The organism is Burkholderia sp. A2, assembly GCF_001729305.1.
GTDB lineage: Bacteria > Pseudomonadota > Gammaproteobacteria > Burkholderiales > Burkholderiaceae > Burkholderia > Burkholderia sola.
This window is the reverse complement of the sequence record NZ_LZXX01000057.1, coordinates 198,192-223,802: the sequence shown is the minus strand read 5'-3', so window position 1 is coordinate 223,802 and position 25,611 is coordinate 198,192. Positions and strand designations below refer to the sequence as shown.

The window sequence follows — 25,611 nt, the reverse complement described above, 5'->3', positions numbered from 1 at the left end:
TACCTGAGGATGGCCTGCCGCGCGCCGCGCGGCAGGCCGAATCCGCATGGCGCAAACGGCGGCTTCGGCCGCCGATTTTTTATCCTTTTCTTTCGCGCCGCCAACGTCTGCCGGGCGATTTTCCTGTTCGCCCGCTTCATCGCCGGTTTCATCGTGCGCCTGACGTAATACGTCAGGTTTCCATCGCCGCCATTGCATCGGCACTCACGCCAATGCCGGCCATTTTTACCGATCCGCGATCGCCTCGAACCGTGATCCGGCGCGATAAAAGTGCGCGGTGCCCGCACGGGCAAATGCAAAGGAAAGTTTGACGTGAGCCATTTGCCCGCCTGCTATGGCACACTTCGCGTCTGCGTAATTTCCTTGCACCGGGCGGTCGGATTCCGCCCCATCCTGCCATGCCGCGTCATACTGCTCGCCCGCTCAGCCGCCACACGCTGACCATCGCCTCGACGATCGCGCTCTCGTGCGCGCTCTCTGGCGTCGCGCGGGCCGATTGCCTGGACGACGCGGCCGCGTTCCAGCACGTGAGCGTCGCCCTGATGCGCGGCATCGCGCAGGTCGAGTCGGGGATGAATCCGAACGCGGTGAACACGAATACCAACGGCACGGTCGACATCGGGCTGATGCAGATCAACAGCACGTGGCTGCCGACGCTCGCGCGCGAAGGGATCACGCGGGAAAGCCTGTTCGATGCCTGCACGAACGCGTACGTCGGCGCGTGGATCCTGTCGCAGAACATCCGCCAGCTCGGCCCCAACTGGAACGCGATCGGCGCGTACAACTCCGCATCGCCCGACAAGCGCCTCGCGTATGCGCGCAAGGTCTATGATGCAATCCGGACCATGCCGGATTCGCCGGATACTCCCATGCCCATCCTTCCACCGTCCTTTACGCCGCCGCAACAGGCACAGACGTACAACCCGTTCGCGAGCCTGAGCGTGTCGGCGCCGCCCGTCACGCGCGCACGCACGATCTCGCCGGGCTCTGCGCCTCCGCCGCCGCAGGGCGGCCCCGCCGGGCCGGCCGGCACGTACAACTTCGGATGGACGGTCACCGGCGCCGACCAGGCCAAGCCGACCCAGGTGTTCGACGACGGCGCGCGGGTCTATGTGCAGTTCAGCGACATGAAACACGTGCCGGCGATCTTCACCGAGACGTCGGCCGGGCGCGTGCTGATGTCGTGGGAGCTGCAGTTTCCGTATGCCGTCGTGACGCGTCCCGCGCAAACGTTGATCTTCCAGCTCGGGCCGTTCGAAGCGCGCGCGCAGCGCAGTGCGGCGGCCGCAGGCATGACCGCGCAGGCCGGGACGGCCGGGACGGCGACGGCCGGGGAATCGGCCTCGGCATCGAAGAAGTCGGCAGGGACGACGACGAATGCGGCGACAAACACGGCGTCCAAGGCGGCAGCGAAACGCACCGCGTCGGCCGATGCGCTGTGGTACGTGAATACGCCGTCGACGTCGGGAACGGCGGCGGCCTCGCCTTCGACCGCGAATATTCCCGCCACGCTGCCGACCGCAATCACGTCGAATACGCCGCCGCCCGCGCCGGCTCAAGGACCGGCTGCGACCGCTCAGCCGTCGCGCGCCAGCGCGGACGCGCTGTGGTACATCTCGAAGTAACGCGCGGGCCCGATCGCTTGCGCATCGCGGCGATTATTTCCGTGCGGTCGGCGGCAGTTCGGGCGCGGCCGTGCCACGCTCCGTGAAATACGCGCGCAGATCGCGCGACGTCGACGAGTCCGGTCGTGAAATCGTCATACGGCCGTCACCCGCGCCGCACCCAGATCACTTTCCCGTCACGAATACCGAGATTGCGGCGCTCCTCCCGGTAATCCATCGTGCCCGGCAACGACTTCCCGTCGCGCTCGAGCACGCGCCACAGGCAGCCGCCGAGCAGCGCGGCCGCATCGGTCTCGGTCTTGCCGACCAGCGCATCGTCCGGCGCGGCGTCCGCCTTGCATACTTGCGCGGCGCCCGGCTGCAACGGGGCCCTGGCCGCGCCGCCGGCGGTGGCGTTGGGGTGCTTCGTGTCCATGTCCGCACATCCTGCAAAGGTTGCGCTCGCAACGAGTGCAATGAGCATCGCGATCGTATTCTTCATCCGTTTCTCCCTGTCGCGGCCCGGCGGCCCATGTGCGGCATTCGTGCACGACCGGGCATCGCATGCATGATCGGTTCCCCACGCTGCCAGCCGTTTCCTGCCGGAGCCGGCCCGCGCATGGCGGCCTGTCGCGACTCGGCCGGGGCCACGTCGGCGCCCCGGCGTCGCAGGCCCGGCCTGACGCCGAACCCGCCCGCATGTTACCGCACGCGGTTCGCGGCGACGGCGCGACGCCGACACATCGTGTGCGCGCCGCGCGCGCCAGCCCGCGTCGACAATCCGCTCAGAACTTGTACGTGACGCCCGCGATGCCGTAATAGTTGCTGCGCGACTGGACGATCGGGCTGTCGCCGGCGCGGCCGAGCAACCGCGTCACCCCGCCGGTCGCGAGCACCGACCAGTGCCGCGACAGCGTCCAGTTCCATGCGACCGCCATCGACGCGCTGTCGATCCCGCCGCTCGCCGAATACGGCCGGAACCGGCTCGTCATCGACTGTGCGTCGGTCACGCCGTAAAAGGTCTGCATGTAGCGTCCCGAGCCCGCGTGCACGGTGCCCGTCACGATGATCTCGTGCTGCGACGTCTTGAGCACCGGCACCGCGAGATCCACGTGCCCCGACACGCCGCGCGACGTGTGCGTCACCGGCGTATCGATCGTGACGCTCAGTTCCGCCGTGTCGAAGAACGTCACGCCGGCGCGCACGCCGACGAGCACCGAGCCCGGAATCCGGCCCATGCCCTTCAGGTAGTCGGAGCCCGGCAGGTCGAAGCGGTTCTCGTCCGCGCGGCCCGCGTCGTAGTTCACCGCCGCCGACACGAACGCCCCGTGCGGCAGGTCCAGCCGGTAGCCGGCGCCCTGCGTGCTGTCGACGAAGAAGCCATTGCCGAACGTGGCGGAAAACGACGGCGCAACGACGCCGCGATACTGTTTGCTGCCCTGGTAGCGCGGGGCGACCCCGCCGCCGAGCGACAACGAATACTGGTTTTCCGCGTGGGCGGCGGCGGCGAGGGTCAGGCCGGCGAGCGGCATGCAATAGCGGTAGCGGCGAAGGGATGGGCGCACAATATTGAGATATGAGTAACGAAGCCCGCAGTCTAGGTGCCGCCCCGCGCCGAGACTGTCCCGAATGTGCGGCGAATGTGTGCTCAATTGTGTTCGATTGTTCGCGATTGTCGCCCCGCTGCCCCGGCGGTCGATCCGCCGGATAGAATTCGCGTGCCGCGCCGCCCGTCGGTCTGCCGGGTGGGAGATGGCGCGTGCATCCCGAGGAAACCATGAACGAAGTTCCGCTCAAATACCGCGTGCTGCTGATCGAGGACGACGACCGCCTCGCGCAGCTCGTCCGCGAATACCTCGACGGCTATGAATTCGCGGTGACGGTCGTGCGGCGCGGCGACCTCGCCGTCGCGGCGGTTCGCGAGCACCAGCCGGCCCTCGTGATACTCGATCTGATGCTGCCGAATCTGGACGGCATGGAGGTCTGCCGGCGCATTCGCGCGTTCACCAACGTCCCCGTGCTGATCCTGACCGCACGCGCGGACGTGTACGACCAGGTCGCCGGGCTCGAGACGGGCGCCGACGACTACGTCACCAAGCCGATCGAGCCGCGCGTGCTCGTCGCGCGCGCCCGCGCGCTGTTGCGCCGTGCGCAACCGCCCGCGGCGGAAACGCCCGCGGTCGCGCCCGACGCGCTCGTATTCGGCGAGCTCGCCATTTCGCCGCCGAACCGCACCGTCACGTGGCGCGGCGAGCCGGTCGAGCTGAAGACCGCCGAATTCAACCTGCTGCTGATCCTCGCGCGCGCGGCCGGCACCGTGCTGAGCCGCGACGACATCCTGAAGCAGTTGCGCGGGATCGAATTCGACGGGCTCGACCGCTCGGTCGATTCAGGCATCTCGAAGCTGCGCCGCCGCTTCGAGGATGCGTCGTCGGAGCCGCACAAGATCAAGACGATCTGGGGTCGCGGCTACCTGTTCAGCCCTTCTGCGTGGGAAGAATAAATGCTGCGCCCGTTGCTTCGGTTGTACCTCGTCGTGATCCTGTTCGTCGGCGCGTCGATCATCTTCATCCAGCTGTCGTTCGACCGGATCTTCTACGAGCGCGGCGCGCAGGCGCAACGCGACTCGCTGACGACCTATTCGTTCGTGCTGAACGACTACCTCGAACGCCATCCGGGCGCGCAGCGCGAACTCGCATTGCGCGAACTCGCGCTGCACGGCCGCGAAGGGTTCGGCTTCATGTCGATGGCCGACGCACGCGCGCAACTGAGCGGCGCGCCGCTGCGCGATCTCGACGCCGGCAGGATCGCGATCAGCTACAACGGCAAGGATTACTACATGCCGCTCGCGGACGGCTCGGTGCTGCATGCGCGCCCGATCGAAGCGCCGGACCTCGACATCCGCATCTATGCGTACATGCTGCTCGCGCTCGCGACGCTGTTCGCGGTGGTGCTGTGGATTCACTATCACTGGCGCGACATTCGCAGGCTTCAGGACGCCGCGCGCGCGTTCGGCGCCGGGATGCTGTCGACGCGCGTGAAGGTGTCGGGTAAATCGAACATCTACGAGCTGTCGCAGCAGTTCAACGACATGGCCGCGCGCATCGAGGCGTCGATCAAGCAGCAGCGCGAAATGATGCACGGCATCTCGCACGAACTGAAAACGCCGCTCGCGCGACTCGAGTTCGGGCTCGCACTGCTCGCCGACGCCGACGAAACGGGCCGGATGCGCGAGCGCCGCGACGCGCTGCGGCGCGACGTGCGCGAACTCGACGAACTCGTCACCGAACTGCTGACGATCGGCCGGCTCGAACAGGGGGCGAGCGAGCTCGCGCCGATGGAGGTCGTCGTCGACGCGCTGATCGACAGCGTCGCCGGCAACGTCGCGGACGACATCGCCGAGCGCGGCATCGCGCTCGACGTGTCGACGCTCGACGCGGCCGCGACCCACGTCTGCGATCCGAAGCTCGTCGCCCGCGCGCTGCTGAACCTGATCCGCAACGGCGCGCGCTATGCGTCGCGCAAGGTCGTGCTGGCCGCTGCCCGCGACCGCTCCGGTGCGCTCGTGCTGAGCGTCGACGACGATGGCCCCGGCATTCCGCCCGCCGAGCGCGCCCGCGTGTTCGAGCCGTTCCAGCGACTCGACTCGAGCCGCGACCGGCAGACCGGCGGCTTCGGGCTCGGGCTTGCGATCGTGCGGCGCGTCGCGCAGGTGCACGGCGGCGACGTGCGGCTCGAGGATTCGCCGCTCGGCGGCGCGCGCTTCGTGATCACGCTGCCCGTGCGCACGCTGCCCGACAGCCTTTTCGACGTCGCGCACGACGTCGCGACCCGGCACGCCGATGCGCGCCGCCGCAGCGGCACGCGTAGCGTCGTCCCGCTTTGACGAAACGGGCGGCGCCCCCGCCCGCCCCGTCGCCTGCCGCGCGCTGTCAGCGCCGGCGCAGCAGCGCGACGAAGAACAGGCTGCCGAACAGCGCGGTCACGATGCCGATCGGCAGATCCTCCGGCACCGCGAGCGTGCGCGCGGCGACATCGGCCCACACGAGCAGGATCGCGCCCGCCAGCGCGGCGACCGGCAGCAGCCGGCCGTGCTCGGCGCCGACGACGCGACGGCACAGATGCGGCGTCACGAGCCCGACGAAGCCGATCGCGCCGCTGACCGCGACCATCGCGCCCGTCGCGAACGACGCGACGACGAACACCTCGCGCCGCATCCGCGCGCTCGGCACGCCGAGCGACGCGGCGGCGACATCGCCCGACATCAGCGCATTCAGTTCGCGCCGGCGCGCATAGAGCGCGCCGCCGGCAAGCACCGCGCACACGGCCGGCACCGGCAGCAGATCCCAGCGCGCGAGCCCGACGCCGCCGAGCATCCAGAACAGCACCGACGACGCGGCGCGCTGGTCGCCGAGATACAGCAGCAGGTTGCCGAACGCGGCCATCATGAACGACACCGACACGCCCGCGAGCAGCAGCCGGTCGGATTCGAGCCGGCCGCTCCGGTAAGCAAGCGCGACCACGCACGCGGTGGCTGCAAGCGCGCCCCCGAACGCGGCGGCCGACAGCGTGAACGGGCCGAACGCGGCGCCCGCCACCACCGTGACCGCGATCGCGCCGAGCATCGCGCCCGCGCTCACGCCGAGCAGGTGCGGATCGGCCAGGCGGTTCGCGGTCGCCGCCTGCAATGCGACGCCGACCGCCGCCAGCGTCGCGCCGACGATCGCGGCCAGCAGCGCACGCGGCATCCGGATCAGCCACACGATGCTGTCGTCGCCCGCGGCGGCCGCGAACGCGTCGGCGCCGCCGAGCGCGGACGCGACGTGCGCGGCGACCATCCGCACCGCGGCCGGCATCGCGATCGGCGCCGGGCCGAACGCGGCCGACACGACGATCGACACGATCAGCAGCACGGCCAGCCCCGGCAGCACCGCGCGCATGCGGAGCCGCGCCGCCTCCCCGCGCACGCTCATCGTGCCGCTGCCGCGAATGCGGCCGGATACAGCGCGCGGGCGAGTGTCTCGACGGCCGCGACGTTCTCGGGGCCCGGCGTCGCCGCATCGTACGGAATCACGACGAAGCGCCGGTCGCGGATCGCGGCCACGCGCGCGAGCGCGGGCTGGCTCGACAGGAACTGCTGCTTCTGCGCAGCCGTGACCGCCGAATAGTCGACGATCACGATTACCTGCGGATCGCGCGCGACCACGCTTTCCCAGCTCACCTGGGTCCAGCTGCGCGGCAGGTCGTCCATCACGTTGCGCGCGCCCGCCGCCGCGAGCAGCGCGGTCGGCATCGCGAGGCCGCCCGCCGTCATCGGCTTGTCGGTGCCGCTGTCGTACACGAACACGCGCAGCGGCGCCGGCCGCCCGATCGCGCGCGACACCGCCGCGAGCCGCGCGCGCATCCCGGCGACGACCCGCGCGGCGCGCGCATCGACGCCGAAGATCCGGCCGAGATTGGTCAGGTCGCGGAACACGCCGTCGAACGACGCGGCCGACTGCTTCATCACGTGCGAACACGATTCGGTCAGTTCGTACGTGCGGATGCCGAACGGCGCGAGCGTCGCGGGCGTCACCGGCCCGCCGACATGCATTCCGTAGTTCCAGCCCGCGAGATAGAAGTCGGCGCGCGCGGCGGCCAGCACTTCCAGCGACGGATACTGACTCGCCAGTTCGGGCACGCCCCGCAATGCGTCGCGTACGCGCGCGGTGCCCGTCTTCCAGCCGCCGATGCCCGTATAACCGACGAGCCGGTCTTTCAGGCCGAGCGCGAGCATCATCTCGGTCAGGTTCACGTCGTTGCTGACCGCGCGCATCGGCGCGCGCTCGAACGTCACGTCGCGATCGCAACTGCGCACGGTGACGGGATAGGCGAGCGCGTGAGCGGCCGCGCCGCCGAGCACGGCAGCGGCAACGAACCGGCGGGAGAGGGAGGACAGAACAGGAAACGGCATGGCGGTCATTCCGGATGAAGCGGCGTGATGCGCGGGCGGCCCGTGACGGGATGGCGATCGACGAGCGCGGCGACGCCGAACACGTCGCGCAGCAGCGCTTCGGTCAGCACGTCGTCCGGCGCGCCGGACGCGACGACGCGGCCGTGCGCGAGCACATGGAGCCGGTCGCAATACGCGGCCGCGAGATTGAGGTCGTGAATCGTCGCGAGCGTCGCGATGCCGAGGCGGCGCACGCGCGCAAGCAGTTCGAGCTGATGACGCAGGTCGAGATGGTTGGTCGGTTCGTCGAGCAACAACAGCTCGGGCTGCTGTGCGAGCGCGCGCGCCAGCAGCGCGCGCTGCTTCTCGCCGCCCGACAGCGACGCGAAGCGCTGTGCGCGACGCTCGACGAGGCCGACATCGTGCAGCGCGGATTCGACGATCCGGCGATCGTCGGCCGACTCCGCATCGAACGGCCGCTTGTGCGGCGTGCGGCCCATGCCGACCAGTTCGTCGACCGTCAGCCCGAAATCGTCCGGCGTTTCCTGCTGCAGCACCGCGATGCGCTGCGCGACCGCACGCGGCCGCATGCGCCACACGTCCTGCGCGTCGAGCGCGACGCGGCCCGCGTCGGGACGCGCGTAGCGGAACACGCAGCGCAGCAGGCTCGTCTTGCCGCTGCCGTTCGGGCCGACCAGCCCGACGAATTCGCCTTCGGCCACCGTCAGCGTCACCGAATCGAGCACGTCGATCGCGCCGCCGGCAGACCAGCTCACGCGTTCGATATCGAGCATGTGGGTGACGGGACGCATGCCGTCCCGCCCTAGAAGCGCATCGTCGCGACGAGCTCCGCCGAGCGCGACGGGCCGAGCAGCCATTGCTCGCCGCCGTTCGACGTCGTCACCGCGTACGTACGGTTCGCGAGATTGCGCAGATACAGCGCGAGTTCGGTGCGTGACGTCGGCTGCCAGCGCAGCGACGCATCGAACACCGTGTATGACGGCACTTGCACGCGATTCGCGTCGTCACCGTACGTCGCGCCGACGTAGCGCACGCCCGCATCCGCGCGCCAGCGCTCGGCGAACGCCCAGCCGAGCCACAGGTTTGCCGTCTGCTGCGGCACGCCGGACGGCACGTTGCCGGCCCGCGACACCGTCGCGCCGCCGACCGCCTGGTTGAATGCGTCGTAGCGTGCCCGCAGCAGCGCGACGTTCGCATCGATCGTCCAGCCGCGCGGCAGCCGCGCGCCGCCGGTCAGCTCGACGCCGCGCGACGACTGCCGGCCGACCTGCTGGCGCAGCGCCGGATTGAACGGGTCGGTGCTGAGCAGGTTGCGCTTCGTGATGTCGTACACCGCGAACGTCCAGTACGCGCGACCGTCGAGCAGCGTCTGCTTGAGCCCGGCTTCCCACTGTTCGCCGGTCGCGAGCCGGTAGCCCGCCTGCGACGCGGACAGCGTCACGAGGGAGCCGACGCCCTCCGCGCCCGTCGTGTACTGCGCATACGCGCTGAACGTCGGCGCGATGTCGAACACGAAACCGGTGCGCCAGCCGACGTTCGCGAACCGCTTGTCGAAGCCCGCGCCGGTCGCCGCCTGTTCGCGGCTGAACGCGATGTGGTCGTAGCGCAGGCCGCTCACCCACGCGAGCCGCGGCAGCACGTCGAGCCGGTTCTCCGCGAATACCGCCGCCTGCCGCACGCGCGTGCCGAACTGCGGCACGGTCGGGTCGGGGCTCGTGAATACGCCGGGATCGAAGCCGTGCGCCGGCACCGACGTTTCGCCGCCGTACGGCGAATTGTTGATGCCGCTGAACGTGATCCGGCTGAATTCCGTGCCGACGACGAAACGGTTCGCGCGACCGAACAGCGTGCCGTCGATGCGCACGCTCAGCCGGTCGCCGATCTGCCGCTGATGGTGGCCGATGTCGAGATAGTCCCCGCGCGCGACGCGCCCCGTCGCCGCGTCGAGCGCATACGATTCGGCGTTGCGCCAGTGGCGGTTCGACGTCAGGTAGTAGAGCTGATTGTCGATCGCCACGCCGGGCGCGGGCCGGTAGCTGGCCGACAGGCGCGTCCACTGGTCGTAGTACGAAATCGTCGCATCGCCAACCGTGTAGTTCAGCTTGCGCAGCGACGAATCGAGCACGCCGTTCGGCGCGGGCACGCCATAGTACGTCGCGGGCATCTGGCGCCCGTAGTCGTAGTCAAGCGTCAGCGTGAGTCGCGGGCTCACGTCGAATGTCAGCGCGCCGCCGATGGCCGTCGCATGCGTGTCGGCCCGCTCGGCGAGACCGTTCGCGCGCGCATTGCTCGCGTAGAAGCGGTACGACGCCCGCGGGCCGAGCGCGCCTGTCGTATCGAACGCGAAGCGCTTCGCGCCGTCGGGGCCGACGCCGGCCTGCAGCGTCGTCTCGCGCGTGCGCTGCGGCCGCTTCGGCACCACGCTCACGACCCCGCCGATCGCCCCTTCGCCGTACAGCACCGATGCCGGGCCGCGCAACACCTCGATGCGCTCGACCGACCACGTGTCGAACGGAAACGTGCTCGTGCCGGCGGCCGGCATCAGCCGCACGCCGTCGAGCAGCGTCATCACCGATTCCTGCCCGCTGAAGCCGCGCACGCTCAACGCGGTGCCGCCGGTGCCCGGCGCGATCGCGCTCGCGAAGCCCGCGGTGCGCGTGACCGCATCGAGCACCGTGCGATCGCCGCGTGCGTCGATAGTGTCGGCCGTGACGGCTTCGACGCTCGCGGGCGTGTCGAGGCTCGCGAGCCCGAGCCGCGAGCCGGTTTCGAGCGGCTGCGTCAGCGGGTCGGCCGGTGCGGACGAAGCCGTAACGTTGATCGCAGGCAGCGCGCGCCGGTCGTCCGGCGACGATGCGGCGGCTTCGGCGGCCAGCGCGCCGGTGGTCGCGATCGCGCAGCCGACCAAGGTCGTGCAACTGCGTGCCGCGCGCGTGCGCCAGGCGCTCGCGTTCCGGCGCGGCGCGGCATGGCGCCGCTCCCCGCGCGCCGGGGTGTGTCCGGTTCTCGTCACGTCGTATCGATCTTCGTTGGATGTCGTCGCACGCGAGCGGCCCGGGCAGCCGGCCGACCGGCGACGAAAACGTCAGATGATACAATATATCAACTTGATCCGTCAGGATTTTGACAGCTCGAGTTGCCGCTCCGCGCGTCTACGGCGGGAAGCCGAACTGCACCCACGGCTTGTCGGCCTGCGGCCGGTTGTGTGCCGCGAACGCGTGCGTCCGCACGCGCGCGCCTGCCGCGCGCCTCGTCGAGGCTACCCACGACCTCGCGCGCTCAGCCCGGCTACGCGGCCGCAAGCCGGTTGCACGATAGTCGCCGCACCGCTCAACCGCCGGTCTTGAACGCCGGCAACTGCTGCCCGAGCCGCGCGCCCATTTCCGCGCCGAGCGCCTGCAGCGCATTGAACGGCCGGATCATGACCTCGAACTCCACGATCCGCCCGTCGTCGTCGAAGCGGATCATGTCGATCCCCTTCAGCGCCTTGTCGCCGATGGTCGCGCCGAACTCCAGCACGACGCTCTTGCCGTCGTCGGCCGCGAACTGGCGGTGATACGTGAAATTCTCGAGGATCGTGATCACCGTGCGCAGCGCCATCAACAGCGCGGGCGCGGGCCCGTACGGCTTGAACGCCATCGGCGAACGGAACACGGCGTCCGGGTGGACGATCGATTCCAGCGCGCCGAAATCCTTGCGTTCGACCATCGCATGCCATGTGTCGAGCGATTTCGCGACGGCGGGATGAACATGCAGCGGGGAATGCGTCATCGCAGTCTCCAGTCATGTGGTGGGACGGAACAGAAACAGAAACGGCGGTATCAATCAAAGGGTCGCCGCCAGCGTCGTGCCCTGGTGAATCGCGCGCTTCGCATCGAGTTCGGCGGCCTCGTATGCGCCGCCGATCAGATGCACGCGGCATCCGGCAGCCTGCAGTTGCGCCGCCAGCTCGCGCGACGGCTCCTGCCCCGCGCAGATCACCACGTTGTCCACCGGCAGCGTCTGATCGACGCCGTCGATCGTCACGTGGAAGCCGTCGTCGTCGATCCGCCGGTATGTGACCGACGACGACATCCCGACGCCGCGCGCCTTCAGCGCGGTACGGTGAATCCATCCGGTGGTCTTGCCGAGCCCGTCGCCGACCTTCGACGCCTTGCGCTGCAGCAGGTGCACGTGCCGCGCCGCCGGTTCGGGCCGCGCTTCACCCAGGCCACCGGCATTCGCATACGACCGGTCGACGCCCCATTCGCTGAAGAACCGCTCCGCATCGACACGCTCGCCGCCGTCGCGATGAACGAGATATTCGGCGACGTCGAAGCCGATGCCGCCCGCGCCGACGATCGCGACGTTGCGACCGACGGCCTTGTCGTCGCGCAGCACGTCGAGATAGCCGAGCGTCTTCGGATGCCCGACGCCGTCGATCGGCGGCGTGCGCGGCACGATGCCCGTCGCGATCACCACTTCGTCGAATTCCCCCTGCAACAGCATCTCGGCGGTCGCACGCGTATTGACGTGCAGCGCGATGCCGCGCAATTCGATCTGCCGGCGGAAATAGCGCAGCGTCTCGTTGAACTCTTCCTTGCCGGGCACCTTCTTCGCGATGTTGAACTGGCCGCCGATCTCGGCGCCGGCTTCGTACAGCGTGACCGCGTGACCGCGTTCGGCCGCCGTGACCGCGAAGCCGAGGCCGGCCGGCCCCGCGCCGACCACCGCGATCCGCTTGCGCCGCGGCGCCGGCTGGATCACGAGCTCGGTTTCATGACACGCGCGCGGATTCACGAGGCACGACGTGATCCGGCCGCTGAACGTATGATCGAGACACGCCTGGTTGCAGCCGATGCACGTGTTGATTTCGTCCGCGCGCCCTTCGCGCGCCTTGCGCACGAAATCGGCATCGGCAAGGAACGGCCGCGCCATCGACACCATGTCGCAATAGCCGTCGGCGAGCAGTTGCTCGGCGACTTCCGGCGTATTGATCCGGTTGGTCGCGACGAGCGGGATGCCGACCTTGCCCATCAGTTGCCGCGTCACCCACGCATACGCGGCGCGCGGCACCTTGGTCGCGATGGTCGGAATGCGCGCCTCGTGCCAGCCGATGCCGGTATTGAGGATCGTCGCGCCGGCCGCCTCGATCGCCTGCGCGAGCCGGATCACCTCGTCGAGCGTCGAGCCGCCTTCGACGAGATCGAGCATCGACAGCCGGTAGATGACGATGAAATTCGTGCCGACACGCTCGCGCACGCGCCGCACGATCTCGACCGCGAAGCGGATGCGGTTGTCGTACGCGCCGCCCCACGCATCGTCGCGATGGTTCGTGCGCGCGGCGATGAATTCGTTGATCAGGTAGCCCTCGGACCCCATGATCTCGACGCCGTCGTAGCCCGCGTGCTGCGCGAGCGCCGCGCATCGCACGAAATCGGCGATCGTCTCGTCGACCTCGTCGCTCGTCAACGCATGCGGCGTGAACCGGTTGATCGGCGCCTTCAGCGCGCTGGGCGCCGCGAGCGCCGGATGATAGGCGTAGCGCCCGAAATGCAGGATCTGCAACGCGATCCGGCCGCCCTCCGCGTGCACCGCGCGCGTCACGACACGATGGTGTTCGGCCTCCGCTTCGGTCGTCAGCATCGCACCGCCCGGCCCCGGACGGCCGCGCTCGTTCGGCGCGAATCCACCCGTGACGATCAGGCCGGCCTCGCCGCGCGCGCGCTCCGCATAGAACGCAGCCATCCGCTCGAAGCCGTTCGGCGCTTCCTCGAGGCCGACGTGCATCGAGCCCATCAACACGCGATTCCTGAGCGACGTGAAGCCGAGTTCGAGCGGGGTCATCAAATGCGGATAACGGAAGGTCATCGGGGCGTCTCCATTTTTTATGCAACAAGTTGCACAGATGGTAGCGCGTCGATTTCGTTTATGCAACATGTTGCACAAAGAGGCCCCACCGTTTGTGCCGCGGCACCGATATGGCAAGATTCGGTTCATTGCGCAGCCTTCCCCGATCCGACATGTCCCTGCCTCACGCGCTTCTCACCGCCCTCGCCGAACGCCCCGGTTCGGGGTCCGAGCTCGCCGACCGTTTCGATCGATCGATCGGCTATTTCTGGCAGGCGACGCACCAGCAGATCTATCGCGAACTCGGGCGTCTCGAGGAAACGGGCTGGATCGAATCGCTGCCCGCCGAGTCCGGCCGCGGCCGCAAGCGCGCGTACCGGATCCTGCCGGCCGGCAAGAAGGAATTGCGCCGCTGGATCGCCGAACCGGAAGATCCGACGCCGCTGCGCGAGGCGTTGATGGTGCGCCTGCGCGCGGAAGCCGTGCTCGGGCCGGCCGGCCTCGAGGACGAGATCCGGCGACGCATCGCGCTGCATCAGGAAAAGCTGGACTTGTATCTGCAGATCGAGGCGCGTGATTTTTTGGCGGCCGGCGATCCGGCGGACGGCGATCCGGCGGACGGCGCTTCGGTGGCCGGCGATTCGCGCACGAAGCGCCTGCAGCATCTGGTGCTGCAGGCCGGCATCGCGAACGAACGGTTCTGGGTCGAGTTTTCGCAGCTCGCGCTCGACACGCTGCGTTTGCCGAAGGATTGAAGCCGCTGCGGCGTTCGCTTCAGCGCCGATCGACATCGTGCGCCCGACTGTCGGGTCGCGACGCCTTTACAATCGATCGCACCGCGCCCGCTTTCGTGAAGCCCAGGCCGCGCGGCCTGCGTCGAAGCAGCGCGCGGCGAAACCGGATCACGCGTCCGGCAAAATCACCACCTTGCCCTTCACCCGCCGGTTCGCCATCCGCGCGATCGCATCGGCCGCGCCGTCCAGCGACACGCGTTCGGTGATCGTGGGCCGCACCTTGCCGGCCGCGAACCATTCGGCGAGCAGCCGCATGTTCGCCGCATGCTGCGCCGGATCGCGACGCACCGCATCGCCCCAGAACACGCCGAGAATGTCGCGCTCCTTCAGCAGCGCGAGGTTCAGCGCAAGCTTCGGGATCTCGCCGGCCGCGAAGCCGACCACGAGAAACCGGCCGCGCCACGCGGTCGCACGCAGCGCCGCTTCGCTGTATGCGCCGCCCACCGGATCGTAGACGACGTCGGCGCCGCGCCCGCCGGTCAGTTCGTCGACGCGGCGGCGCAGGTCCTCGGTCGCATAGTCGATCGTCTCGTCGGCGCCCGCCTCGCGGCACAGCGCGAGCTTGTCCGCGCTCGACGCCGCCGCGATCACGCGCGCACCGAGCGCTTTCGCGATCTCGATCGCGGCGATCCCGACGCCGCCGGCCGCGCCGAGCACGAGCAGCGTCTCGCCCGCCTGCAGACGCGCCCGCTGCTGCAGCGCGTGCAGCGACGTGCCGTACGCGAGCACGAGCGCCGCGCCCTGCTCGAACGTCATGTCGGGCGGCAGCGCGGCGAGCTGGTGCGCGTCGGCCACGCACTGCTGCGCGAACCCGCCGTGGCCGGTAAACGCCATCACCGAATCGCCGGGCCGCCATGCCGTGACGCCCTCGCCAACCGCGTCGACCACGCCGGCAAACTCGGCGCCCGGCGAAAACGGCAGCGCCGGTTTCACCTGATACAGCCCCTGGACGATCAGCGCGTCGGGGAAGTTCAGCGACGCCGCCTTCACCTGGATCCGGACTTGTCCGGCAGCCGGTTCGGGAATCGCGACGTCCGCGATGCGCAAACGGTCGATCGGGCCGAATGCGGTACACAACAAGGCTTTCATGCGCTTATCTCTCCTTGCGCGGCGTGGCCGGGCATCGGTACGGTGTGCGGGACATCCCCGCGCGGCCGGTTCACGACGCGTATGCGATGCCCGACGGCATCGGCAACATCGTCGGCATTCCGGAATGTCGTTGAAGCCACGGTCAGAACCACGCATCGCGCATGTCGAGCGTCGTCGTGTCGACGCTCGACAGCAGGTCGAGCTGTGCATCCACCTTCGGCAGTTCCCAGCGGAAAAAGTACCGGGCCGCCGCGCGCTTGCCGTCGTGGAAATCGCCGTCGCGCCCGTGCGCGGCGAGCGTCACGTCGAGCCACAGCCACGCGACGACGAGATGGCCGAACGCTTCGAGATACACGCTCGCGTTCGCGAGCCGCGTCTGCGGATCGCCGATCGCGCCCAGTTCCCGCGTGACGTCGCCCAGCCGCGCCCAGCGCCGCGCCAACGCATCGGCCTGCTCGCGCGTGCCGGCCTCCAGCGCTTGCGCGCGCTCGACGGTCGCGCCGATGCGTGCATCGAGTGCGCGCAGCGACGCGCCATCGTCCTGCACAACCTTGCGGCCGAGCAGATCGAGCGCCTGGATGCCGTGCGTGCCTTCGTGAATCGGGTTCAGGCGATTGTCGCGATAGAGCCGTTCGACCGCATAGTCGCGCGTGTAGCCGTAGCCGCCGTGCACCTGGATCGCGAGATCGTTCGCGGCAAGACACCATTGCGACGGCCAGCTTTTCGCGATCGGCGTCAGGATGTCGAGCAGCCGCGCGGCATCGGCGCGCACCGCCGCATCGTCGTACGCACGCGCTTCGTCTACGCGTTTCGCGCAATACAGGATCAGCGCGAGGCCGCCTTCGACATACGCCTTCTGCGCGAGCAGCATGCGGCGCACGTCCGGATGGTCGACGATCGGCGCCTGCGGCGCGGCCGCATCCTTGCCGGCCGGCCCGAGCGGGCGCCCTTGCGGACGGTTGCGCGCGTAGTCGAGCGCATGCAGATAGCCGGTGTAGCCGAGCGCCACCGCGCCCGCGCCGACGCCGATGCGCGCTTCGTTCATCATGTGGAACATATAGGCCAGCCCGTGATTCGGCTGACCGACCAGGTAGCCGATCGCGCCCGCTCGCCCTTCCGGCCGGTACCGCGTCCCTTCGCCGAAATTCAGCAGGCAGTTGGTCGTGCCGCGATAACCCATCTTGTGGTTCAGCCCGGCGAGCACGACGTCGTTGTGCTCGCCGTTCGCGCCGCCATCGGCACCCGTCAGGAACTTCGGCACGATGAACAGCGAAATGCCGCGCGTGCCGGGCTGCAGCCGGCCGTGCTCGTCGGGAATCTTCGCGAGCACGAGATGGACGATGTTCTCCGCGAGCTCGTGCTCGCCGCCGGAAATCCACATCTTGTTGCCGGTCAGCCGGTAGCGCGCACCGAGCGGCGAATCGCATTCGAAATCGGCGCGCGTCGCAATGTCGGACAGCGACGAGCCGGCCTGCGGTTCGGACAGACACATCGTGCCGAGGAAGCGCCCTTCCAGCTCCGGGCGCGCAAACGCGTCGATCTGCGCGGCGCTGCCGTGCGCGACGAGCAGGTTCGCATTGGCGACGGTCAGGAACGGATACGCGGCCGTCGCGATGTTCGCGGCCTGGAAGAACAGGAACGACGCGGCTTCGACCAGTTTCGGCAAGCGCATGCCGCCGAGCGCTTCGTCGTGGCCCGCGGCGATCAGCCCGGCGTCCGCGAACGCGCGCACGGCCGGTTCGACTTCCGGGATCAGCGTCACGCGTTCGCCGTCGAACCGCGGCTCCTCGCGATCGCCGCGCGCCGCGTGCGGCGCGAACAGGTCTTCGGCGATACGCTCGCTGGTGTCGAGCACCGCATCGAAAGTCTCGCGACTGTGCTCCGCATAGCGCGGCAGCGCGACGAGCGCTTCGGCGTCGAGCCAGTCATACAGCAGGAACGCAAGATCGCGTCGCGACATCAACAGGCTCATCGTGCTGCCTCCCGGGGTGCTGGCCGTGCCAGCCGAATGAAGGGTTGCGTGACGCCAAGTGCTGGCAGGAATTTAGCACGGTCGTTCGCAAACGACAACGACGCGCCTGCTCGTCCGCGTATCCGGGAAGTGGGCCGGGCCGCACGGGGCGACCCGGCGCGGGACAGCCGTCGCGTCAGCCCGCCTGCGGCTTCGCGAGCTGATCGGCAACCGGCAGGCTGCGGATGCGCGTGCCGGTCGCCGCGAAGATCGCGTTGGTCAGCGCCGGCGCGACGGGCGGCAGGCCCGGTTCGCCGACACCGCCGAGCGGCGTCGCGTAGTCGTCCGGCGCGACGAGATGCACGCGGATTTCGCGCGGCGCCTCGTTCATCCGCAGCACCTGGAAGCCGTTGAAGTTGCTCTGCTCGGGGCGGCCGTCCTTGAACGTGATCTCGCCATGCAGCGCGATGCCGAGCCCCATCACCACCGCGCCCTCGAGCTGCGAGCGCACCCGCTCCGGATTGACCTGCGGCCCGCAGTCGATCGCGATGTCGACGCGCGGCACCGAGATCCTGCCGTCCGCATCGACCTGCACCTCGCACACCGCTGCCGTGTACGACACGAAGCTGCGATGCGCGGCGATCCCGAGCCCGCGCCCCTTCGGCAGCTTGCGCCCCCAGCCGGCTTCGCGCGCGACCGTCTCGACCACGCGCCGCAGCCGGCCCGTATCGACCGGATACAGCGCCGGATCCTCGCCGTAGTTCACGTTTTTCACCGTGATGTGCGGCTCGAAACGCCGCGCGGGCCCGATCAGGTCGAGCAGGAAATCCTTCGGATCGCGGCCGGCCGCATGCGCGAGTTCCGACACGAAGCTCTGGATGCCGAACGCATGCGGGATGTTGTACACCGAGCGGAACCAGCCGATCCGCGTGTGCGCTTCGGCCGCCGGATTCTCGATCCGCACGTTCGGAATCGCGAACGGCAGATCCGCGATGCCCTGCGCGAGCTCGCCCGGCTGCTCGTGCACGACGCCGGCGCGGAACGTCGACTGGATCGACGGCGCCACCGTGCGATGCTGCCACGCGACCACCTTCCCCGCCGCATCGATCCCGCCGTCGAACGCTTCGAGCGACACCGCGTGGAAGTAGTCGTGCGCGATGTCGTCCTCGCGCGTGAACGTCAGCTTCACCGGCGCGCCGACCGCCTTCGACAGCAGCGCGGCTTCCACCACGTAATCGGGCTTCGACTTGCGGCCGAAGCCCCCGCCGAGCAACGTCACGTTGACCGTGACGCGCTCGGCCGGCACGCCGAGCGCCTTCGCGATCTCGTCGCGCGTGGTCTGCGGCGCCTGCGTGCAGGTCCACACTTCGCAGCGGCCGTCGGCCACCCGCGCCACCGCCGCGGGCGGCTCCATCGTCGCGTGCGCGAGATGCGGAACGTAGTACGTCGCGCGCACGCGTTTCGCGGCGCCGGCGAGCGCGGCCGCGGCATCGCCGTCGTTGCGGATCACGTCGCCCGGCTGCGCGGCGGCCGCTTCGAGCGTCTTGCGATACGCGGCCGAGTCGTAGCCCGCATGCGGCCCGCGCTTCCAGTCGATCTTCAACTGCGCGCGTGCCTGGATGGCCGTCCACGTATCGCGCGCAATGACGGCCACGCCGCCGAGCGGCTGGAAGCCGGACGGCAGCGGCGTCGACGCCAGTTGCACGACCTTGACGACGCCCGGCAGCTTCTCGGCGGCCGATGCGTCGAACGACGCGACCGTGTCGCCGTACGCCGGCGGTCGCGCGACGACCGCATACAGCATGCCGTCGAGCCGCGTATCGATCCCGTACCGCGCGCGGCCGCCGACGATGTCGCGTCCGTCGATCAGCGCCGTCTTGCCCTTGCCGATGTAGCGGAATTCGGCCGGCGCCTTCAATGCCACGCTTTTCGTATCGGGCACCGGCAGCGCGGCTGCCTTCGCGGCCAGTTCGCCGAAGCCGAGCTTGCGCCCGCTTTGCGTGTCGACGACCTCGTGCACCGTCACCTTCACCTGGCGCACGTCGACGCCCCACACGGCAGCGGCCGCCTGCGCGAGCATCGTGCGCGCGGCCGCCCCCGCACGGCGCAGCGCGGCGAAGCTCTGGCGCAGGCTGCGCGAACCGTCGGTGTTCTGGTTGCCGTAGCGCGGCTCGTCGCCGACCGCTTGCGCGACCTTCACTCGCACCCAGTCCGCGCCCAGTTCGTCGGCGACCACGAGCGCGACGCTCGTGCGTACGCCCTGGCCCATCTCGGAACGGATGCAGGTCACCGTGACGGTGCCGTCCGGTGCGATCGCAACGAACAGGTTCGGATCGTCGCGCAAGCCGTGCGGCATCCCGGCGCCGCCATACTGCGGATTCGCGCTGACGGGCGGCTGCACCGGCGCGGCCGCCTGCGCGAGCGTCGGCACGCCGAACGCGAGCAGCAGCCCGCCCGATGCGAAGCCGAGCAGCAGCGCGCGGCGGCTTTCGTTGTGGACGGAGAGTTCGGGTGCGCTCATGCATCACCTCCGCGGCGCACGGCCAGCCGGATCGCCGCGCGAATGCGCGTATAGGTGCCGCAACGGCAGATGTTGCCGGACATCGCATCGTCGATGTCGGCGTCGCTCGGATGGGGATTCGTCTTCAGCAGCGACGCGGCCTGCATGATCTGCCCGGACTGGCAGTAGCCGCATTGCGCGACGTTCAGTTCCTGCCACGCCTGTTGCAGCGGGTGCGTGAGATCCGTCGACAGCCCCTCGATCGTCGTCACGCGCCGGGACGCGGCCGCCGCGACCGGCGTGATGCACGCGCGGATCGCGACGCCGTCGAGATGCACGGTGCACGCACCGCACAGCGCCATCCCGCAGCCGAACTTGGTGCCGGTGTGGCCGAGCACATCGCGCAGATACCAGAGCAACGGCATGTCGGGATTGCCGTCGAAGTGCTGCTCGCTACCGTTGACGGTCAGCGTGATCATCGTTCACCTCCTGGTTGCGATGCCCGCCGGGCAGGCATCGAGTGGGGATTCGAACGGCGCGGCGCACATTCCGAACGATCAGGCAGGCGTGGCGCCGTTTCGTCGACCGTGTCGCGTGCACGCACGGTCGGGCGGATGCCGCGAACGATGCCGTCGGCCGGTTGCCTGCGCAACCTTTCACCTTCGCCCCGGCCGGCGCTCGTCCGCATGGATCGCCGTCCGCATTATCGAACCATTTCGGATTTGACGTCGGCTCCCGGCGATTCGGGAGTTTTAGGCAAGCGGGGAGAAGGCACGGCCGGGGACCGGACGTGTCATTGGTGTGACTTCCGAGTGCGTCGGGATGCGTGCGTTCCGGGTCGCACATAGACAAACATCCGGCGACCTCGCGGCCGGACCGGATGCTTGATGGTTGCGCCGAACGCGCCGCAACGCGCTAGCGGGCGATCTTCCTCACGGCGACCGCAACGCCTGCAACCCGAGCGTGAGCGCGTTGAACGGCATCTCCGCGGCGCCCATCGAGAAGCTGGTCGTCTTCGTGGATACGCCGGGCGTGCGCATCAGCGCATGGACGATCCGCTCGCTCGCGTGGCCGTCGCCGTACGGATTGCTCGCGCGCGACATTTCCTCGTATGCGCTCTCGCTGTCGAACAGCCGCGACGCCTCCCACACGATCCGGTCCTGATCGGTGCCGACGAGCCGCGCGGTGCCGGCCTGAATCGCTTCGGGCCGCTCGGTCGTCTCGCGCGTGACGAGCACCGGCTTGCCGAGCGCCGGCCCTTCTTCCTGAATGCCGCCCGAATCCGTGATGATGAAATGCGCGCGCGACATCAGGAATACGAACGACAGGTATTCCTGCGGCTCGATCAGGTAGATGTTGGGCACGCCGCCGAGCCGCGCGCGCGCCGGGTCCCGCACGTTCGGGTTCAGGTGCAGCGGATAGACGAACTGCGCATCGCGATAGCGGTTCGCCAGCGTGCACAGCGCGTCGCAGAAATGCCGGAACGGTTCGCCGAAACTTTCGCGGCGATGGCCGGTGATCAGCACGACGCGCCGCGACGGTTCGAGAAACGGGAAGTACGCGGCGATCTTGTCCGACAGCGCGGCGGTGCAATCGAGCATGCGCTTGACCTCGTGCAACGCATCGATCACGGTGTTGCCGGTCAGCGAGACCGCCCCGCCCGGCACGCCCTCGCTCAGCAGATTGTCGCGTGCCTGCCCGGTCGGGGCGAAATGCCATGACGACACCGCATCGGTCACGCGGCGATTCAGCTCCTCCGGCCACGGCGACCAGATGTCGCCGCTGCGCAAGCCGGCCTCCACGTGACCGACCGGCAGATAGCGATAGAACGCGGCCAGGCTCACCGCGAGCGTGGTCGTCGTATCGCCGTGTACCAGCACGACGTCCGGCCGAAAATCGTCGAAGACGATGCCGATCGCCTGAAGAATGCCGGTCGTCACGTCGGTCAGCGTCTGGCCTTGCCGCATCAGGTTGAGATCGTAGTCGGGCTTGATGTCGAACAGCGTCAGCACCTGATCGAGCATTTCCCGATGCTGCGCGGTCACGCACACGCGAGCGTCGACATCCGCCTGCGCCTTCAGCGCACGCACCAGCGGCGCCATCTTGATGGCCTCCGGCCGGGTCCCGAACACAAGCAAGATCTTCTTCATCGTTGTCCTCGTTTAGCCCGCTTCGCGCCTGGCGATCCTGCACGTGGCGCGAAGCATGTATTCGGGCGGCGCATCCCGTATTCGCACGCGAGCGACACGCGGCGGTGTTGCGGGGCGAGCGCACCGCTTCGTCCGCGCGGTCCGGGCCGCGCGAATCGTCGTACTACCGGCGTCCCGTTGCACTGGATCAATCACGTCATGAGTCGTTCCTCGCCGTGTCGAGCGTCACGTCTTCCCACACCAGCAATATTCAAACCAGCCGGCTCGCGTCGCGGCCCGCTTCGCTCGGCGGCCATTGCCCGCGAACGGTACGTGACGGAATGTTTCACAACTGCTACGGACGCCCGCATCGCCGGATCGACGCGACACCGATAAACAGTCGGACGTTCGCGCGATCCGTCTGACGACGTCGTCCGACGAATCGCGCATGCAGGTCGCGCCCCCGTGACGATGCGGATCGCGTTGACCTTTCGACGCGCGTTGCGTCGCCTCGATTCGCCCCTTTCGTCTGTGCAGTGCGCGGTGCGCACTCGAGCGTCGACCGTCGTCGCGCGCGCAGGATTTCATCGACATCCGACGCTGCCTTGCATCACACGAATCGGGGCGCGGGAAATGTTGCGGATGTGTAACGCGGATTCGAAACCGGCGAATACATCGGAGTCCGGTCCATTTGTCTCATGTGAAAGCAGTGCGCCGTGGTAATCGCGGGGCCGACGCGTGCACGCCGACCGGCACACGACGGCCCGTCATGCCAAGCCGCACCCGGCAAGCCGGCATCTGCGGCTTGGACGGCCGGGCGCCGCGCGACGCGCTCGCGGCGCGCGCCCGACCGTGCGGGGTCGGATGCGACGTGCTCATGCTGATTCGTCAGTGAATCAAAACACGCGGGCTGCACGCGCGCCGCATCCGTTCCCCGCGCGCGCCCCCTTGCTGCGCGGGGCATCGCGGCAGATGGCTCACGCCTTGCTTGATGTCGGACACGTGCGTCCCGAAGCACTCGCATCGCAGCAGACGGACGGGAACACCAAAGCAACGAAGCCGGGAGACGACGCGACACGTCCGTCCGGGGCAGCCGACAACCGCCCTGCAACGAATGCGCCATCGTTTCCCATTGACGTCCGCGCGATCCACGGAGCGCCTTCAGCTCTCATCGGTCGTCGTTGCGGGCACGGGGATGGGGACATGAAGAAAACGCTGGCGGCGTCACTCTGCGAGCAAGGCATCCTGCTGCTGATCGTGCTTGCCTGCTCGCTCATCGTGCGCGACACCGCCTCGCAGGCGATCGCCGAACCGGTCCGGTTCGGCGTGCCCGCCGCAACGACCGCAACCACCGGACTCACGATGGAGCGCACCGCGCTCGACAGCGTGACGCTCTCGCTCGTCGCGCCGGCCTCGCCCGATACGGACACGTCGCTCGAGCCGCCACTCTCCCCTCCGCCGGGCATCGCGTTCGACCCCGAGCTGCTGCTGATACCGTGTGTCGCGTACCTGTGGCTGTTCACGCTGTTGACGTGCGCGTATGCCGCACGGCACTACGTATTCAGCCTCGACCGCCTGTTCAAGCCGCAGCACGCGCCGTACCGGACGATGACCCACGGCGACTGGCCGCGGCTCACCGTCTTCGTCGCCGCCCACAACGAGGAAACCGTCATCGTCGATTGCCTGATGGCGCTGCTGGCGACGACCTACCCGCGCGACCGGCTGACGATCATTCCGGTCAACGACCGCTCGACCGACAACACGCGCGCATTGATCGACGAAGTCCGCGCACTCGCGCCCGAACTGATCCAGCCGTTTCACCGCGAGACCGGCAAGCCCGGCAAGGCAGCCGCGCTGAAGGATGCGCTGCGCTTCATCCGCGGCGACATCATGGTGGTATTCGACGCGGACTACCTGCCGCGCCCGGGGCTGCTGAAGGAACTGGTCGCACCGTTCTTCGACCCGGAAGTCGGCGCGGTGATGGGCCGCGTCGTGCCGCAGAACGCCGACAGCAACCTGCTCGCGCGGCTGCTCGATCTCGAGCGCGCGGGCGGCTATCAGGTCAACCAGCAAGCCCGCAACAATCTCAACCTGGTGCCGCAATACGGCGGCACGGTCGGCGGCATCCGCAAGGGCGCGCTCGACGCCGTCGGCGGCTGGTGCGACGACACGCTGGCCGAAGATACCGACATGACCTACCGCCTGCTGCTGAGCGACTGGCGCACGGTCTATCTGAACCACGCCGAATGCTACGAGGAAGTGCCGGAGCGCTGGGCCGTCCGCGCGCGGCAACTGACGCGCTGGGCGAAGGGCCACAACCAGACGATGCTGCGCTATCTGGTTCCGGTGCTGCGCACCCCGCTGATCTCGCGACGCTGCCGGCTCGACGGCGCGCTGCTGCTCGGCGTGTTCGCGATGCCCGCGCTGCTCGCGATCGCCTGGAGCGCCGCGCTCGCGCTCTACCTGTTCAACGGCGTCAACTCGACCGCGCTCGGCCTGCTCCTGTCGCTGTTCGCACTGTTCTCGTTCAGTACCTTCGGCAACTTCGGCGTGTTCTTCGAGATCGTCGTCGCCGCGCGGCTCGACGGCCGCGCGACGCGGCTGCGGCTCGTGCCGGTCAACGTCGTCGGCTTTTGCGTGACGATCGCGGCGGTCGTCTCCGCGCTGTGGGGCCTCGCGCTCGACGCCGCGTTCCGCCGCGAACTGAAATGGGACAAGACCGAGCGTTTTCGCCGGCAGTTGAAACCGGAGCGATGAGCGATGACGACCTTCAACGTGATGGTGCCGGTGGCCGGCGTGCTCAGCCTGCCGTTCCTGCCGATGCTGCATGAACTGATCCGGCGCAGCGACGTCGCGGCGCTGCCGATCGGCGACGGGCCGTTCGTCGATCAGGCGCTGCTCGCCGCGCGCTGGCACGACGCGCTGCGCGCGCACGTGGCCGGCACGCCGCCGCCGGATGCATCCGGCGCGCCGCCGTGGCAAGCGCTCGGGCTGCCCGTCGAGCATGTGGACGCGATCCATGTCGCACGCGATGCGCATCGCGACGACGTGCTCTACGCCGATCGTTCGATCACGCTCGACGACGGCGCGCGGGCCGCGTACGCGTTCGCCGACGAGCGCATCGACATTCATGCCGGCGCGACGATCGGCACGCTCGCGCATGCGCCGCTGATCGACGTCGACGGCGCGGTGCTCCGCGGCGTCGTGGTCGGCGACACGGTGCGCCTGCGCGGCGCCGGCGGCTTCGCGTGCCTGTATGGCGAGCCGATCGTCTTCGGCGCGGCACCCGGCGAGCGGCCTGCCGACACACCGGCCGCCCCGCGCCGCGCGATCACGCTCACCCGTCACTTCGCGTCGCTGCCGCATCGCTTCCTGCACGGTCGTTACCTGCTGCCGTGCGACGTTCGCCTGCCCGCGCACACGGTCGTGCAAGGCAACCTGATCGTCGAAGGGACGCTCGTCCTCGGCGAAGGCTGCGTGCTGCGCGGCAGCGTCAAGGCGCATCGCGTCGAACTCGAACGCCGCGCATTGCTGCACGGCGCGGTATTCGCGCGCGACGACGTGTTGCTCGCCCACGCGAGCTGCATCGACGGCGTCGTGTCGGCCGGCGGCTTGCTGCGACTGACGGGTGCGCGCATCGGCGTCGCCGGTCATCCGGTCAGCGCGTGCGCGCGCGACGTATCGATCGTCAATCATGCGTGCGTGCATGGCGATCTCGTCGCGTGGCGCAGCGGCTGGTTCCACACATCCCGTTAAGGAGCG

The 25,611-nt window shown here is 69.1% G+C and carries 20 protein-coding genes; 7 read left to right on the top strand and 13 right to left on the bottom strand.

Annotation, left to right across the window (positions count from 1 at the left end):
• Positions 1-9 precede the first annotated feature (9 nt).
• Positions 10-168, top strand: coding sequence for a hypothetical protein (locus tag A9Z05_RS36785; protein WP_176730143.1), 159 nt, complete (start codon positions 10-12; stop codon positions 166-168).
• Positions 169-398: 230 nt separating this feature from the next.
• Positions 399-1,625, top strand: coding sequence for a transglycosylase SLT domain-containing protein (locus A9Z05_RS05225; RefSeq protein ID WP_069617168.1), 1,227 nt, complete (start codon positions 399-401; stop codon positions 1,623-1,625).
• A gap of 145 nt (positions 1,626-1,770) precedes the next feature.
• On the opposite strand, the gene A9Z05_RS05220 is transcribed toward A9Z05_RS05225, so the two are convergent.
• Both A9Z05_RS05220 and A9Z05_RS05215 read right to left on the bottom strand, forming a co-directional pair.
• Positions 1,771-2,106 (bottom strand): hypothetical protein, encoded by a 336-nt coding sequence (locus A9Z05_RS05220; protein WP_069617167.1) that lies wholly within the window; start codon positions 2,104-2,106, stop codon positions 1,771-1,773.
• A gap of 283 nt (positions 2,107-2,389) precedes the next feature.
• On the bottom strand, positions 2,390-3,136 hold the full coding sequence (locus A9Z05_RS05215) for a MipA/OmpV family protein (RefSeq protein ID WP_069617166.1): 747 nt from the start codon (positions 3,134-3,136) through the stop codon (positions 2,390-2,392).
• A gap of 245 nt (positions 3,137-3,381) precedes the next feature.
• Between A9Z05_RS05215 and A9Z05_RS05210 the strand changes: the two genes are divergently transcribed.
• Positions 3,382-4,107, top strand: a complete 726-nt coding sequence (locus A9Z05_RS05210) for a response regulator (RefSeq protein ID WP_069617165.1) — start codon at positions 3,382-3,384, stop codon at positions 4,105-4,107.
• Positions 4,108-5,490: an ATP-binding protein gene (locus A9Z05_RS05205; protein ID WP_069617164.1), complete on the top strand. Its 1,383-nt coding sequence runs from the start codon at positions 4,108-4,110 to the stop codon at positions 5,488-5,490. It begins immediately after the preceding gene.
• Between the two features lie 46 nt (positions 5,491-5,536).
• Here the strand turns inward: A9Z05_RS05205 and A9Z05_RS05200 are convergent, their stop codons facing one another.
• The 6 genes from A9Z05_RS05200 to A9Z05_RS05175 all read right to left on the bottom strand — a co-directional run bounded on the left by A9Z05_RS05200 (position 5,537) and on the right by A9Z05_RS05175 (position 13,407).
• A complete protein-coding gene (locus A9Z05_RS05200) occupies positions 5,537-6,577 on the bottom strand; it encodes an iron ABC transporter permease (RefSeq protein ID WP_069617163.1) in 1,041 nt (346 codons plus the stop codon).
• On the bottom strand, positions 6,574-7,566 hold the full coding sequence (locus tag A9Z05_RS05195) for an ABC transporter substrate-binding protein (protein ID WP_069617162.1): 993 nt from the start codon (positions 7,564-7,566) through the stop codon (positions 6,574-6,576). The genes A9Z05_RS05200 and A9Z05_RS05195 overlap by 4 nt, the downstream gene beginning before the upstream one ends.
• Positions 7,563-8,348: an ABC transporter ATP-binding protein gene (locus A9Z05_RS05190; protein WP_069617161.1), complete on the bottom strand. Its 786-nt coding sequence runs from the start codon at positions 8,346-8,348 to the stop codon at positions 7,563-7,565. The genes A9Z05_RS05195 and A9Z05_RS05190 overlap by 4 nt, the downstream gene beginning before the upstream one ends.
• Before the next feature lie 11 nt (positions 8,349-8,359).
• On the bottom strand, positions 8,360-10,450 hold the full coding sequence (locus A9Z05_RS05185) for a TonB-dependent siderophore receptor (protein WP_069617208.1): 2,091 nt from the start codon (positions 10,448-10,450) through the stop codon (positions 8,360-8,362).
• A 437-nt stretch (positions 10,451-10,887) separates the two neighbouring features.
• The gene (locus A9Z05_RS05180; RefSeq protein ID WP_069617160.1) at positions 10,888-11,328 is read right to left on the bottom strand and encodes a nuclear transport factor 2 family protein; all 441 of its coding nucleotides are present in this window, start codon (positions 11,326-11,328) and stop codon (positions 10,888-10,890) included.
• A gap of 54 nt (positions 11,329-11,382) precedes the next feature.
• Positions 11,383-13,407: an FAD-dependent oxidoreductase gene (locus tag A9Z05_RS05175; protein WP_069617159.1), complete on the bottom strand. Its 2,025-nt coding sequence runs from the start codon at positions 13,405-13,407 to the stop codon at positions 11,383-11,385.
• A 152-nt stretch (positions 13,408-13,559) separates the two neighbouring features.
• Between A9Z05_RS05175 and A9Z05_RS05170 the strand changes: the two genes are divergently transcribed.
• Positions 13,560-14,141, top strand: a complete 582-nt coding sequence (locus A9Z05_RS05170) for a PadR family transcriptional regulator (RefSeq protein WP_069617158.1) — start codon at positions 13,560-13,562, stop codon at positions 14,139-14,141.
• 147 nt (positions 14,142-14,288) lie between these two features.
• On the opposite strand, the gene A9Z05_RS05165 is transcribed toward A9Z05_RS05170, so the two are convergent.
• The 5 genes from A9Z05_RS05165 to wecB all read right to left on the bottom strand — a co-directional run bounded on the left by A9Z05_RS05165 (position 14,289) and on the right by wecB (position 21,870).
• The gene (locus A9Z05_RS05165; RefSeq protein ID WP_069617157.1) at positions 14,289-15,269 is read right to left on the bottom strand and encodes an NADPH:quinone oxidoreductase family protein; all 981 of its coding nucleotides are present in this window, start codon (positions 15,267-15,269) and stop codon (positions 14,289-14,291) included.
• Between the two features lie 142 nt (positions 15,270-15,411).
• The gene (locus tag A9Z05_RS05160) at positions 15,412-17,241 is read right to left on the bottom strand and encodes an acyl-CoA dehydrogenase (RefSeq protein WP_069617156.1); all 1,830 of its coding nucleotides are present in this window, start codon (positions 17,239-17,241) and stop codon (positions 15,412-15,414) included.
• 175 nt (positions 17,242-17,416) lie between these two features.
• Positions 17,417-19,741 carry a xanthine dehydrogenase family protein molybdopterin-binding subunit gene (locus A9Z05_RS05155; protein ID WP_069617155.1) on the bottom strand — a complete coding sequence of 775 codons (2,325 nt, stop codon included), beginning with the start codon at positions 19,739-19,741 and terminating at the stop codon, positions 17,417-17,419.
• Positions 19,738-20,199, bottom strand: a complete 462-nt coding sequence (locus A9Z05_RS05150) for a (2Fe-2S)-binding protein (protein ID WP_069617154.1) — start codon at positions 20,197-20,199, stop codon at positions 19,738-19,740. Before A9Z05_RS05150 ends, A9Z05_RS05155 begins: the two co-directional genes overlap by 4 nt.
• A 453-nt stretch (positions 20,200-20,652) precedes the next feature.
• Positions 20,653-21,870 carry a non-hydrolyzing UDP-N-acetylglucosamine 2-epimerase gene (gene wecB / locus A9Z05_RS05145; protein WP_069617153.1) on the bottom strand — a complete coding sequence of 406 codons (1,218 nt, stop codon included), beginning with the start codon at positions 21,868-21,870 and terminating at the stop codon, positions 20,653-20,655.
• Positions 21,871-23,052: 1,182 nt separating this feature from the next.
• On the opposite strand from wecB, the gene A9Z05_RS05140 reads away from it, so the two are divergent.
• Both A9Z05_RS05140 and A9Z05_RS05135 read left to right on the top strand, forming a co-directional pair.
• Positions 23,053-24,606: a glycosyltransferase family 2 protein gene (locus A9Z05_RS05140; protein WP_069617152.1), complete on the top strand. Its 1,554-nt coding sequence runs from the start codon at positions 23,053-23,055 to the stop codon at positions 24,604-24,606.
• Positions 24,607-24,609: 3 nt separating this feature from the next.
• Positions 24,610-25,605: a polymer-forming cytoskeletal protein gene (locus A9Z05_RS05135; RefSeq protein ID WP_069617151.1), complete on the top strand. Its 996-nt coding sequence runs from the start codon at positions 24,610-24,612 to the stop codon at positions 25,603-25,605.
• Positions 25,606-25,611 lie beyond the last annotated feature (6 nt).

Excerpts from the sequence above, each read along its gene's own strand:
- A9Z05_RS05160 (WP_069617156.1), bottom strand. The coding sequence starts at position 17,241 with ATGAGCCTGTTGATGTCGCGACGCGATCTTGCGTTCCTGCTGTATGAC.
- A9Z05_RS05225 (WP_069617168.1), top strand. The coding sequence starts at position 399 with ATGCCGCGTCATACTGCTCGCCCGCTCAGCCGCCACACGCTGACCATC.
- A9Z05_RS05210 (WP_069617165.1), top strand. The coding sequence starts at position 3,382 with ATGAACGAAGTTCCGCTCAAATACCGCGTGCTGCTGATCGAGGACGAC.
- A9Z05_RS05180 (WP_069617160.1), bottom strand. The coding sequence starts at position 11,328 with ATGACGCATTCCCCGCTGCATGTTCATCCCGCCGTCGCGAAATCGCTC.
- A9Z05_RS05165 (WP_069617157.1), bottom strand. The coding sequence starts at position 15,269 with ATGAAAGCCTTGTTGTGTACCGCATTCGGCCCGATCGACCGTTTGCGC.
- A9Z05_RS05135 (WP_069617151.1), top strand. The coding sequence starts at position 24,610 with ATGACGACCTTCAACGTGATGGTGCCGGTGGCCGGCGTGCTCAGCCTG.
- A9Z05_RS05220 (WP_069617167.1), bottom strand. The coding sequence starts at position 2,106 with ATGAAGAATACGATCGCGATGCTCATTGCACTCGTTGCGAGCGCAACC.
- A9Z05_RS05175 (WP_069617159.1), bottom strand. The coding sequence starts at position 13,407 with ATGACCTTCCGTTATCCGCATTTGATGACCCCGCTCGAACTCGGCTTC.
- A9Z05_RS05150 (WP_069617154.1), bottom strand. The coding sequence starts at position 20,199 with ATGATCACGCTGACCGTCAACGGTAGCGAGCAGCACTTCGACGGCAAT.
- A9Z05_RS05140 (WP_069617152.1), top strand. The coding sequence starts at position 23,053 with ATGAAGAAAACGCTGGCGGCGTCACTCTGCGAGCAAGGCATCCTGCTG.
- A9Z05_RS05195 (WP_069617162.1), bottom strand. The coding sequence starts at position 7,566 with ATGACCGCCATGCCGTTTCCTGTTCTGTCCTCCCTCTCCCGCCGGTTC.
- A9Z05_RS05155 (WP_069617155.1), bottom strand. The coding sequence starts at position 19,741 with ATGAGCGCACCCGAACTCTCCGTCCACAACGAAAGCCGCCGCGCGCTG.
- A9Z05_RS05200 (WP_069617163.1), bottom strand. The coding sequence starts at position 6,577 with ATGAGCGTGCGCGGGGAGGCGGCGCGGCTCCGCATGCGCGCGGTGCTG.
- A9Z05_RS05170 (WP_069617158.1), top strand. The coding sequence starts at position 13,560 with ATGTCCCTGCCTCACGCGCTTCTCACCGCCCTCGCCGAACGCCCCGGT.
- A9Z05_RS05215 (WP_069617166.1), bottom strand. The coding sequence starts at position 3,136 with ATGCCGCTCGCCGGCCTGACCCTCGCCGCCGCCGCCCACGCGGAAAAC.
- A9Z05_RS05205 (WP_069617164.1), top strand. The coding sequence starts at position 4,108 with ATGCTGCGCCCGTTGCTTCGGTTGTACCTCGTCGTGATCCTGTTCGTC.
- wecB (WP_069617153.1), bottom strand. The coding sequence starts at position 21,870 with ATGAAGAAGATCTTGCTTGTGTTCGGGACCCGGCCGGAGGCCATCAAG.
- A9Z05_RS05190 (WP_069617161.1), bottom strand. The coding sequence starts at position 8,348 with ATGCGTCCCGTCACCCACATGCTCGATATCGAACGCGTGAGCTGGTCT.
- A9Z05_RS36785 (WP_176730143.1), top strand. The coding sequence starts at position 10 with ATGGCCTGCCGCGCGCCGCGCGGCAGGCCGAATCCGCATGGCGCAAAC.